Here is a 12,700-nt window from a genome sequence, read left to right as displayed (position 1 = left end):
AGCCGCGCTCCTGTCCCCTCCGCTCTTCCGATTAACGCTTTAAGTAACGATCGTAAGCCGACTGCTTGATTTGCAATGCACGGTCAATTTTTAAGCTTTTCAACTTTTCCATATATTTGTCGTAAGCATCCACTGGCTCAGTTCCCAAAATTATTTTTAATGTCATCTCGTCCATCAACGTATTTACATCGTTCATGATTTTCGCGAGCTCGGACGATTCCTCCGAAGTAGACGTAGAGAGTCCGAGACTGTATTTATCAGAATCCGTCTTCGCCCAAATCTTGATTGCCTCCTGCTGCTCCGGAAGCGTAAGATATTGCTCGATATAGCGCTTGTCCTGGACGAACGGACCTCCGGAATTAGCGCGAATATAGAGCGACATCGCTTGTGCCGGTGCGAGCTTTTCCGGATTCTTCATCAGTAGATCGGTATATTTCGGGTACCCGTTCTCCATCTTGTAGCTGACGCCTTCCTGCCCGAAATTGTAGAACATGTGTCCTTCTTCACTATATCCCCAGTCCAGTAATCGCACGGCAAGCTCAACGTTTTTCGAATTCCCCGAAATGGCAACATTATCGTACGTGGTATAAGCGTGGTCTTTCTGCCCGAATTTCGGTGTTTCCCCTTTGTTCAATACCGGATAAGGCGCCGGAGCCAGAATCGCTTTCGGATCCTTTTCCTTTAGAACTGGCGTCCATTTGCCAATCCCGCCGCCTGCATTGCCGATTGTGATGCCGGTTGCCCCGGATGTGATATTGGCATCCAGCGTTTTTCCGTCTACAGCTGCAATGTTTTTGTCAAGCAAGCCTTCGGCATACCATTTGCGCATCGTGGTCAAGAACTCTTTGTAGCCGGATTGCATCGGTCCGTAAAGGACCTTTCCACTTTCTTCGAAAAAGCCCCTGTTAGTGCCGTAAGCTCCGACGAAGGCTCCGTTATTGAATTGACCGATACCGGTGAAAGACAATGGCACGGTGACACCTTTTTTCTCTTTAAACGCTTTCAATACATTATAATAGTCATCGATTGTTTCCGGGACTTTCAGGCCCAGCTCATCCAGCCAGTCCTTACGGACGATCGGCCCCTGGTACACCTGCAGCATGGCGTCGCCACGAATGAAAGGAAACGTATAATAGCTTCCGTTATCGGTTTTGACCATCTTATCGACTTCCGGATGCTCCTTCAAATACTTCTTAAGGTTCGGCGCATATTTATCAATGGCGTCGTTCAGTCTCAAAATATAGCCGTCACTGATTGCTTTCTCCGGACCGCCCGGAAAACTGAACCAATCATACTCCATCATATCCGGCAGATCGCCCGAAGCGAGAAGCACATTTAACCCTTCCTTCTCCTGCCCGGCAGGAGGGCTGATGAAAGTAATGGGGACTCCCGTCCGTTTCTGCCATTCCTGGAAGAACGGAACCTCCGACATGTTCGGCTTCACCGTAATGTACTCGCCCCAGTAAGTCAGCTTCTTATCTGTTTTGATTGGATAGGATGCGGTTCCCGTAATGGCGCTAGGCTCTGATGAAGAAGAAGTATTTGTATTCTCTCCCCCCTTTGAGCAACCCATTGCGGCACCGCTCAGCATAACCAAGGATAGGATGGCTGATACTACCTTTGTTTTCGGTTTCATTGATTCGTTCGACCTCCATTGGTAATTAATATGTTTGATCAAGGCCGATGGCCTCTTGACCTAAGTATCCCGTATATTTCAGTCCATGGAAATCGTTAAAAACTAGAACGACGTCGTCAATATCAGGCAGAGAATCGACGAAATCAAAACTCCGATCATCAAAACAAGAAATAAACGTCCAGTCAGACCATTTTTTGATATTGTCCTGGCGTGACGCCCTCGTATTTTTTGAACGTTCGAATGAAAGTGTTGACGTCTTGAAACCCGACCAGCTCAGAAATAGCTTTGACGCTGGCACCTTTCCCCATAAGAAGCTTCTTGGCATGCTCCATGCGCACTTTATTGATGGTATCGAGAATCCCGCAGCCGGTCTGTTCCTTAAACAACTTGGACAAATACGTCTGGGTGATCTCAAATTGTTCGCCGATCATCGTAATGTTTAGATTCGGATCCTGATATTTCGCGTTGATGAACGCGATAATCTCAGCGCTGCGTTCTTGAAGTATTAGACTTCTTGTGGACTGGAACTGCTGCTGCCTCTTGGAAGACGTATATTCGCAAACCTTGAACAAAATGGCTCCTAACCGTTGCTCCATCTCCTTAACGGATTCGCATCCGATCAATTCGTCGATTTGTTTCCACGTTTCGATCGTCATGCTTTCCTGAACGTCCTCGATCTCATTCAGCGTATTGATCAGCGTGCCGATCAGATTGAACATTAGGCATTTAACCAGCCCGACCGATACTTTGGGACGACTGATATGCTTATGGACAATCTCTCTGATGATTGCATCTGCGCGCGTATAATCTCCCGCTCGGACTTGATTGATAAGCTGCTGCTCAACTTGTATCGGATAATAGTAACTTAACGGCAAGGTGGTCTGTCCAGCACCCGATATATCCTCATAGGCGATGATTTCACGTTCGCCTACCACGAATTTGTATTCCATCGCATTCAACGCTTCCTTGTAGGCCTCGGCGATTCCCATCTCCGTCCGTTTGATCCCGCTTATGGAAATTGTCGTATCGATCCGGAAGTTATCCAGCATAAACTTCCGCGCCTTCTCGGCCAATCCCCTCAGCCCGGCTGTATCTGCCGTTTCATCCGCCGGGTCGAGGTTCACCAGACAGGCCATGCAATCATCCACTTCCGTCATAACGCCCCGATCCTTCTGATTGACAAGCTCTTCTACGATGTTCGTCATGATAAAATGCATCAGCTTCAGCTTATCCACGCTGCCGTCCCCTTGCACGTGATCGAAGAAGGTTTGGTAATCCTGAACATAAAAGAGAATAACGGCAAACCGATCGGACTTGAAATCGATGTTAAAGGCGGCAAGCGAATCTTCAATCGGCAGCTCATGAACCGTCTGGCCTTTGAGCAGCTTGGACAGCATGTTTGAACGAAGCATAATCGTCTGCTGCTTCATCTTGTATTGAATTTTATCCTTCTCGCTTAAAGCATTGGAGATCGCCAAGTGAATATATGAAAATTCATTGCCTTCCTTAACGATCGGTTCTTTCGTTCGACCGCTTAAATCTCTGAGTATCCGGCTGACAGGATTGTAATTTTTGCGAAGCAAATACACAGTTAAGAGGATTCCACCCACAAGACTAATGAACAAAGCCGAATAGGTTAGATTGTTAACATATCGGGCCTTCTCCCAGTACAACTTGCTCGGTACGACGGTGACGAAGCTAAGATTCCGATGCTTGGACTTCATGTAGAAAACCTCTGACTTCTCCCCGAGGTAGTTATCGAAGAAGGATCCCTTATCACCTAAAAACTGTTCGCTCAACAGGTACGGATCTGAATTCATCCTTGAGCTGGAAAGAAGCACTCGATTCATCTCATCCAGAATCATGACCTCGCCACCGCTGAACTCCTTCACATTGCTTATCACTTCCAGGAGCTTGGCCGTATCCAGAAGCACCACGACCGTTCCGGGAGGAGCCTCCCCTTTATCGCCTTTAAAGGACTGAACATACGCAAGTGTACTCCCTTGTGGATCGGAGTTTTGTATTTTCAAAAACTTTCCCGTATGCGTCGTATGCATCAGTTCCAGCCATAAGTCGTAAGTAATATTATCGCCTTCATGAATCGTACTGTGTGCCAATTTACTGTCCCGATAAACCCCGGGAAGCAATACGATGTCCCCGTTCTTCCAATACACGTAGAAATTATTAATAAAGGGGTATACATTCTGAAAGAAAGCCAAATCCTTGACCGTCATAAATAAATCGTACCGAAATTCGTTATTTTGCGTATTTTGATAATAATTGGAGTACATATAAGCTCGAATCCGCGAGTTCCACGTTAATTCCGTTGTCAGTCTCACGACATTATCGATCTGATTGTCGATCAGCACCTTTACTTCCTCCAGCAGCACGTCGTTGGCTCGGTGAATTTCACTTTCCAGCATTTTTTCGGATTCGTAATTGACTGCCACACTAATTAGGATAGGCATCATCAGAATGCACAAGTAAGACAAAAGCCACGTTATAATGACACTACGGCGCTTGAACCAAAGCTTTGACCCTATCATAGAAAAACCTCCTAACTCAGAAGTGAAAGCGCATTACCTAATTATATTTCACTTGCTATGCCACTATCTTTACCTATCCAGCTCCGGGGACTCCCTGCAAAATAACTTTCCCCGACCTGTAGCCGAAAGAGATATTCTCAACTGAAAGTTACGGAGGGAGTCAAAAATGAAAAAATGATTAAGACCCGTCTATGAATAGACAGGTCTTAATCATTTGTAATCCGGATCGGTTTATGTTCTACGATTTTAAAGCGTTTTTGCTTTAAGCGTGTGGCCAGTTCTTCGTCTGAGAGCGGATTTTTGACCTCTGCTCACGGAAACCCAAATCAGGGAAACTGCTGCGTCTTTTCTATCTGGCAGGCTGCATTTCCTGTCTTACGTTCCTTGATACGGTTATTAGTACATATACGAATCTTATTAAGTACACGAAGTATTCCTGGTATTGGACCTGGATTGATTTCTTCGTGATCTTTTTGATAGCCAACATATATTGTAATTGGTTTTTTAAGCAAGGAGTATTTTATAAAGATCGGAGAACGGCGCGATGAAAGTGGAATGGACGATACTGGTTATTGTATGGATAACGGCGTTCTCCTTATTTTTCTTCATTCCGCGCAAAACATTTCGGTTGGCTCAAGTGGCAATATTATTTAAACAGTTTCTCACATGGGTGATCGGTCTTGTGGTGGTGGAACTCGGATGGATCGAGTATCCGGTACGCGAATTTGCATCGGTGAACAGATCGAGCTTTACTTTTGAGTATTTGGCTTATCCTATTATTTTTTTAATGCACGCTATCCGGAGGATAAAAGCTTATTTTTCAAACTGTTCTACTACAGCTCATACTGCACTATAATAACCGTTGTTGAAGTGCTTATTGAAGCAAATACAGATCTGGTTAGGTACATTCACTGGGCATGGTACTGGACATGGATAACGATGTTCACCACGTTTTTTATTTCCCGTAATTTTTGCAAATGGTTTTTTAGCATAAGTGTAAAAAAGGGTGAAAAAACATAAGCCTTGCAATAGTCTCATAAATAATTTCCAACTTATAAATAATCATAACTCAACTATCGCTTTGATCACTTTGGATTCAGGCTTCATCCAGCTGTCGAATTGATCGATCATCTCTTCGAAGGACGAACGGTGGGTGATAAACCGTTCCACATCGATGCCTCCACCGTGAACCGCCTTCAGCACAAGATCGAAATCTTCCTTCGTCGCATTGCGGCTGCCCGTCAGGGTCAACTCCCGTTTATGGAAGTCAGGATCATGAAAGGTAATGTCGGCTTTCACCAGTCCGACATAAACCAATGTGCCGCTGTGCGCAACCCATCCGAACGATTCCGTCATCGATCGAGCGTTCCCTGTCGCATCGAAAACGACTGTAGGAAAATTACCGTCTGTTATTTCAGCCAATTGCTCCTTGGGCTGCTGCAGCGCATTAACGGTATGACTGACTTTTGCCCAAGATCGGCAGAAAGCCAATCTCTCCTCATTAATATCCATGGCGATGACATTTGCACCCGCATATTTGGCGAAAGCCATGACGCCAAGGCCAATAGGCCCGCCGCCGATGACCAGAGCGGTTTCCCCTTGCCGGAGACCGGAACGGCGTACGGCATGTGCTCCGATCGCAAAAGGCTCCAGCATGGCTGATTGATCCAGTGTCAGTCCTTCGGTCTTGATCAAGTGCGTCACGGGAACGGAAATCAATTCCCTCATACCGCCGTCAGTATGAACGCCGAGCACTGACATATCGGTACAGCAATTCGTTTTGCCTCTCCGGCAGGCGATACAGTTGCCGCAGTGCATATAGGGGATGACACTAACCTGATCTCCTTCACTCAGCCCCGTTTCGTTTTCCCCTATTCGCTCGATGATACCTGCAAGCTCGTGCCCGAGAATCCGCGGGTACGTAAAGAAGGGCTGATTCCCTTTATAAGCATGTAAATCCGTGCCGCAAATACCGATCCGACGAATCCGGATGAGAGCCTCACCTGGAACATAAGAAGGTTCGGGCAATTCTCTGAGCGTAAACTTCTCGATCTGTTCGCACACAATGCCTCTCATTGTCGGTCCCCCCTTCTTTACAGCTTAATGTTGACATTATATTCCGGCTGACCGCTGATCCATGTTTTATCTTGAATCGGTCTCAGAATAGCAAGCACTTCCTGCAGCAGCGTTTCATCGATCGGCTCGTCGGTCCATTCGATATTTCTGCGGATATTATCGGGATTCGCGGTACTGACCAGTGTGGTAGGGATTCGCTCGTTCGCCACAGAGAATTGCACGGCCAACTTCGTGATGTCGGCTCCCTTGCTTGCACAGTAGTCGGCCGCTTGTTTGCATACCGTCTTGATCTCGCCGCTTGCCGGATGCCAGTCCGCTGCCGCTCGCGTACTAAGAAGCCCCATTGAAAGAGGAGAAGCATTAATCAAACCGATATGATGCCGCTCCAAGAGGGGAAGCAGATCCAGCAGAGAGGTATCGTTCAACGTATAGTGGCAGTAGGAAAGAACCGCATCGAGCTCTGTATGAGCGATCGTCTTCTCGAACAACGGCAGCGGGAGCCCGGATACTCCGGAAAACCGAATTTTTCCTGACTGCTTTAGCTTATCCAGTGCGGTAAACGCCCCCTCCGCCACCTGTTCGAACGGCACGAACTCGATGTCATGCAGAAAGAGAATATCGATATAATCTGTCTTTAGACGGCGTAAGCTTTCGTCCACGCTATCCAGAATTCGGCGCTCGGAGAAATCAAACTCATCAGGCCCGTATCGTCCTGCTTTTGTCGTCAAAATGAACCGGTCGCGAGACAGCTGCGAAATTGCTTTGCCAAGCACGGTCTCCGCTTTGGTAAGTCCATAATATGGTGACACATCGATTAAGTTGATACCGAGATCAACGGCCGCGTGTACGGTACGTATGCTTTCTGCATCATCTGTTGCCCGGAATACCGATCCGAGAGAAGACGCGCCGAAACTGAGTGCCGATACGAACAAGCCGGTCTTGCCTAGCGTACGATATTTCATCCGGGTTCATCATCCTTTACAACTTGTAAAATGTTTTGGCATTCCCGCCGAACAACAGCGCCCGCTCCCGCTCACCCCAACCATCAGGTAATGCTTGCTCCAGAATATCTACGACTTGGTTATAGCTTGCGGCAAGCAAGCAAACCGGCCAATCGCTTCCGAACATGACCCGTTCCGGACCAAATAAATCGAGGACATAACGGATATAGGAGGTAAAATCGCCCGGTTTCCAACTTCTATGGTCCGCCTCCGTCACCATGCCGGAAAGCTTGCAATAGATGTTTGGATAACAGGCAATCTGCCGCATCTGGCTAAGCCACGGCTCAATCTCGCTTTCGGCGATTCTCGGCTTCGCGATATGATCAATGACTCCGCGCAAACCGGGTACTTGCTCTATTAGCTTCACGAGGGGGGCTAACTGATGCGACTTGACGAGCAAGTCGACCGGCACGTCCTCTTCCGCGTAGGATTGCACCGCTTTTACGAAATGCGGCTCCAGAATGCCGTAAGAATCCGTCATCTCTTGAATCATCATGCGAAATCCGACGAACTTCGGATGCCTGCTGTACCGCTCGAAGCAGGTTCTATGCTCAGGATCATTAAGATCAAGCCATCCGACGACGCCCAAAATCGATTTGTCCTTTTCGGCGAGCGACAAAATAAATTCCGTTTCCGCGAGCGTAGGAGCTGCTTGCACCACAATGCTTCCGTCCAGCCGGTGATCATACAGATGGGGGGCCAAATGCTCCGGACCGAAGTCCCGGTACAGCTCGGGAAGCCCTGGCGTAATCCAGCCATAGTCTCCACGGGCGATTTGCCAGTAATGTTGATGGGCGTCAATCCGCATGTCGACGGTCACTCCTTTTTAAAAAAATGATATTAGGCCCTTTTATTTCTTGTGATACCGTCATTATATCAGCTTGAATGAAAGTATAAAATAGCTTATAATTGCAAAAACATACTCTATCTTGATATCATCCAAAGCATATCCTTATATTGGAGGTAATCTCAATATGCATCCCGTCCGCAAATCGTTCTTCGAGGATCCGATGTTTCCATTCGATTTCGTTTACCAGGACAAGAAGAGCCCCCAAAACGAACTTCCCGATCATCTTCACGACCGATTCGAGATGGTTTATGTATATAGCGGCAAAGGAACCTTCTTTATCAATCAAACCTTCTATGAAATGAACGCCGGTGATTTGTTCTTAATACCGGGCAATACGATTCATCGGGCGTTTCCCAACGCCGACGATCCGGTCATGTCCACTGCCGTATTTTTCTCCCCTGCCTTCAACCGGCTCGATTCATTCGGGGACTCATACTCCCACTTGTATGGGTTCGATGTGGCCCGTAAACGCAATCATTACAAAATCGAGACGACTGAACCATTGCGGTTGCAAACAGAGGCTATACTGGCGGAAATCAATGAGGAATTGCGATCGAAGCAAATCGGTTATCGGTATGCGATTCGGCTGCAATTCCAGCGATTATTGCTCGGGATTAATCGTCTTGTACAATCGAATGATCAAAATTGTTCCGAAGATGTCCAAATCGGTCCGATTTGGATGAAAGAGATTATGCAATATATCGACCACCATCACGTTGAGTCCGGCCTAAGCTTGTCCATCCTTGCGAAACGAGTGTCTGTTACTCCGGCCCATTTCTCCCGCATCTTTAAACTGCTAACCGGCATGAATGTAACCGACTATATCAACGCGAAACGAATTGCACGGGCCAAAGAGTTGCTGCTAGGCACCGATGACAGCATTGATCGGATTGCTTACCGCTGCGGCTTCGATAGCCTCCCCCATTTTCATCGTATGTTTAAGAAGCTCGGCGGGGTTACGCCTGGCGTGTACAGACGAAGTCGGTAAAATCCTTAATTAAGAAAAAGCAGGAGGAACTCAAACGAGCTCCCCCTGTTTTTCTTTCTATTTCTGGAGCTCCTTCGCGTTATCCCGCTGCGGGCGCCCTTGTTAGCCTTACCTCTCAAAACGAAACCAACCAAAATCAAAATTGGATCCCGGCAGGAAGATGAAGGTTACTTTTTGAATGCCTGTGATCTTTTCCAATTCAAAAGATTGCTCTTCATACTCATCGGAAAACGTGAAATCGACCAGCTGACTGCTTTCACCATCATGATTCGCGAACCGGATATGAATCGTATTTTTATCAATAGGAGATCTGCCGTAAACGACAAGCTTCGTTGCGCCAACGTCATCAGTGAATTCCATTTGTTCAAATTCCAGGGAAACGTTATTGCCTATCCCCTCTACACTTGTTTCTGTGATTTCAAATGTATCCCCATAAATACGGTCGCAATCCGCCGCGAAGTTAAGCTCGAAGGCTCTGTTCCTTTGTTGGAAGGAAAACCCCTTAATATGCACCTTCTGACGAAGGACGAAGCAAATCGAAGTAATGCCGCAAAGTCTCTTTGATAAATGATAGGTTTCTTCCTGATACGTATTCCACTTCGATGGTTTTTGGTAGATGACGTCTGCCAGTAATGAACTTCCTTCATCGTCAGGCATTCCTTCCCAAATTTGCAGGGAGTATTCTTCACTCGACAAGGCAAATATCGGAATGGTGATCATGTCGGAACCATAGGTACCAAAGTCGATATTATGAAAGCCTACTTGAGTTTCACCATCTCTGCTGGTGGCTACTCCTCTTTCATTCCCGTTGCCGACGTCACCCTTGCTGAAATCATAAAGACCTGCGGATATAAAACCATAAGGATCTAGATAGGCTGTACCAAGTCCCATCACCTTAAATTCCAATTGGGATATGATTTTGGTCTTGTCTGTGCCATTCCTGCTCGTGCAGCGAAGCCGGAACTCTCCATCTCCGAGCGCTTTGAGCCTAGCTTCATGACCATCCGCTTCCACTTTGGCGATATTGGATGCAATCCCTGCAGCATCCACCACACTCCACTCGACTTCTTGATAAGAAGTGTTTGCGGGGTGTAATCTTGCTCTCACCTTCATCTCTTTGATCGTTTCATCAAAGCGTTGTCCGGAATCGCTAATGATTTCTATCTTGCGCAGGGGTATTTCTTCGCTGCTTCCCATGACACACGGCAGCTCTTGGTTCCTGGTATTCGCAGAAATTCCCACAAGGCTCCCGTCCACGACCGGAAGTGACTCGAATTCCACTGATGACCGGCTTTCCAATCCTGTAGAAGATACTTCGACCTTAATCTTTCCGGGCTCCATTGCCGCACCAATGATGGCCATAGCCTTTCCGCTAAATAACCTTCTGCTCATTCCTTTATAAGGATCGTAATCTGTACTATCCCCGTTATCAAGACCAATCAACCGGCCTGCCCCCGTCACCTGAACATGCACTCGATTATTCGCATTTTCTACAGTATGGCCGTTCTCGTCCTCCATCGCAATTTCTACGAAAATAAGATCCGTGCCATTAGCAACAAGCTGTTTTTTATCCGCAGTCAAACGGATCTTCTTCGCATCTGTGAACGATCTTCTGCTGTCGGTAGCAATGATACGGCCTGCCTCATCATAGGCGATTGCCGTTAGTTCACCTTCTTGATAAGGGATCTTCCACCATCCGACAAGCTGTATGCCATGCTTATGATCAATGTCATGAGTTCCTACCGGATTGCCATTAAGCTGCAATTCAATTCTTGGCGCATTCGAGCAGACCCGAACATCAATCATCTGACCCTCATTAAAATCCCAATACGGAAAAATGTGCACCATCGGCTTCGCCTTGTAATCTGTCCATGCCGCTTGATAGATATAAAACGAATCTTTCTTCAATGTAGCCGTATCGATCTGTCCAAAATAGGAGTTCTTCGTATGATACGGAGTCGGTTCACCGATATAATCAAATCCGGTCCATATAAATTGACCGAGGGAGAATGGTGTATCCCTTTCTGCTATAATGCATGCTTCCGCCGAATTGGCCCCCCAGCTCGTCGGACTGTTTCCAAGCGCGGAGCATTGCTCGTCATCATCGGCAAGAATGGATTTTTCAAACGGGAAATGATAGATGCCCCGGCTCTGTACGACAGAAGATGTCTCACTGCCATAGATAATCCAGTCCTCATGCTCCTCATGATGCTTATGATAATATTTTTCAGCATAATTATATCCTGCGACCTTCACGATATCGGCGCACTTTTGGGCATTCTCCCAAGGCATATAATTCGAGCCGATGGTCACCTTTGCGTTTCCTTTCGGGTCAAAGGCCTTAACATATTCCATAAGCTTCTTGGTTATTTCTTGCCCTCTCTCATCCGCATGGGTATCATAAATTTCATTTCCGATACTCCACATGAGCAAGCTCGGATGATTCCGGTCCCGCATGACCCAACTCTTCACATCGGCTAAAGCCCAGTCATTAAAAAATCTTGCATAGTCAAATCTGGTTTTGGGTCTTTCCCACATATCAAAAGCTTCCGAGACTACAAGCATTCCCATCTCATCCGCCAAGTCCATCAGTTCTGAAGCCGGCATATTATGGGCCGTCCGTATCGCATTGACACCCATATCTTTGAGAATTTCGAATCTTCTTTTCATGGCCGTTTTATTAAACGCAGCCCCTAAGGCACCTAAATCATGATGCTCACAAACCCCGTTTAATTTCATCTTTTTGCCGTTTACTTGAATGCCTTGATGGGAGTCCAGGTCGATGGTCCTAAACCCGATATTCTGGGAAATGGCTTCAAGCTCACGACTCGTCCCCGCCAGCTCTAATCTGGTAATCAGTCGGTAAAGATGAGGAGCATCCGTGCTCCATAACAGAGGATTCTCGGTAAACAGCCATTGTCGGTTTACTATTGTAGAATCACTGCCCGCAGCCACTCTCTCTGCAGCAGACGCAATAATTTGATCGCCCAACAGGATCGTATGCGAAATCTGTACGTCTTCATAAATGCTCATCTCTGTATCGACTTCAACCTGCCAGCCGTCATCCGTCTTCTTCGTTGTTATGTAAACGCCATCCGTTGCAATATGATTGTTATCTCTTGTCTTGAGCCATGCATTACGATAGATGCCCGCTCCCGAATACCATCTGCTGTTCGGGCTTTGATGCACGACTTTCACAACAATTTCATTCACGCCATCTACGACGGCAGCTGTAATCTCGTGTTCGAATGAGGAGTACCCGTATATCCATTCTCCTACAAACTGCCCGTTCACATAGACGGAAGAATCCATATATACACCGTCAAAACATAGCAAAAGCTGCTTATCTTCTTTGGTACAAATGAATTTCTTACGATACCAGCCAATACTGTTTTCATAAAGATTGAGCGTATTATAGATAAGCCAATCATGGGGAATATCAACGGGCTCGAACGTTAGACCAGCACAATCTGTCACTTCCAAGCTGCTTTTCGCAAATTCCCATCCGTCATTAAAAAGCGTCTTCTTATTCATTGTCTGTTGCCGTCCTCTCTACTGTTCCCGTTTCCCACTTGCGGATCAGCTCCTCGCATACTTACACAA

7 protein-coding genes and 1 pseudogene are annotated in these 12,700 nt (G+C 46.8%); 2 read left to right on the top strand and 6 right to left on the bottom strand.

The features are described from left to right. Window positions 1–31: 31 nt before the first annotated feature. Together ICC18_RS01025 and ICC18_RS01020 are read right to left on the bottom strand one after the other, a co-directional pair. A complete protein-coding gene (locus ICC18_RS01025) occupies window positions 32–1,636 on the bottom strand; it encodes an extracellular solute-binding protein (RefSeq protein WP_188172524.1) in 1,605 nt (534 codons plus the stop codon). A 182-nt stretch (window positions 1,637–1,818) separates the two neighbouring features. Beyond that, complete coding sequence (locus ICC18_RS01020) at window positions 1,819–4,182, bottom strand: AraC family transcriptional regulator (protein ID WP_188172523.1); 2,364 nt, start codon at window positions 4,180–4,182, stop codon at window positions 1,819–1,821. A 544-nt stretch (window positions 4,183–4,726) separates the two neighbouring features. Here ICC18_RS01020 and ICC18_RS01015 point away from each other — a divergent pair. Then, window positions 4,727–5,202, top strand: a pseudogene (locus ICC18_RS01015) (CBO0543 family protein). A 42-nt stretch (window positions 5,203–5,244) separates the two neighbouring features. Here the strand turns inward: ICC18_RS01015 and ICC18_RS01010 are convergent. Genes ICC18_RS01010 through ICC18_RS01000 form a run of 3 tightly spaced genes read right to left on the bottom strand, consistent with a single transcriptional unit; the run spans window position 5,245 to window position 8,067 of the window. Further along, on the bottom strand, window positions 5,245–6,258 hold the full coding sequence (locus tag ICC18_RS01010; RefSeq protein ID WP_188172522.1) for a zinc-binding alcohol dehydrogenase family protein: 1,014 nt from the start codon (window positions 6,256–6,258) through the stop codon (window positions 5,245–5,247). A 17-nt stretch (window positions 6,259–6,275) separates the two neighbouring features. Then, a complete protein-coding gene (locus tag ICC18_RS01005) occupies window positions 6,276–7,220 on the bottom strand; it encodes an aldo/keto reductase (protein ID WP_188172521.1) in 945 nt (314 codons plus the stop codon). Window positions 7,221–7,236: 16 nt separating this feature from the next. Further along, window positions 7,237–8,067 carry an amidohydrolase family protein gene (locus ICC18_RS01000; protein ID WP_188172520.1) on the bottom strand — a complete coding sequence of 277 codons (831 nt, stop codon included), beginning with the start codon at window positions 8,065–8,067 and terminating at the stop codon, window positions 7,237–7,239. A 166-nt stretch (window positions 8,068–8,233) separates the two neighbouring features. Here ICC18_RS01000 and ICC18_RS00995 point away from each other — a divergent pair, with 166 nt between their 5' ends. Continuing rightward, complete coding sequence (locus ICC18_RS00995; RefSeq protein ID WP_188172519.1) at window positions 8,234–9,097, top strand: AraC family transcriptional regulator; 864 nt, start codon at window positions 8,234–8,236, stop codon at window positions 9,095–9,097. 108 nt (window positions 9,098–9,205) lie between these two features. Here the strand turns inward: ICC18_RS00995 and ICC18_RS00990 are convergent, their stop codons facing one another. After that, on the bottom strand, window positions 9,206–12,631 hold the full coding sequence (locus ICC18_RS00990; RefSeq protein WP_188172518.1) for a glycoside hydrolase family 2 TIM barrel-domain containing protein: 3,426 nt from the start codon (window positions 12,629–12,631) through the stop codon (window positions 9,206–9,208). Window positions 12,632–12,700: the final 69 nt, after the last annotated feature.

It is taken from the genome of Paenibacillus sedimenti (genome assembly GCF_014534655.1).
Classification (GTDB): Bacteria; Bacillota; Bacilli; order Paenibacillales; family NBRC-103111; genus Paenibacillus_E; species Paenibacillus_E sedimenti.
This window is presented reverse-complemented; position numbering and strand designations above follow the sequence as displayed.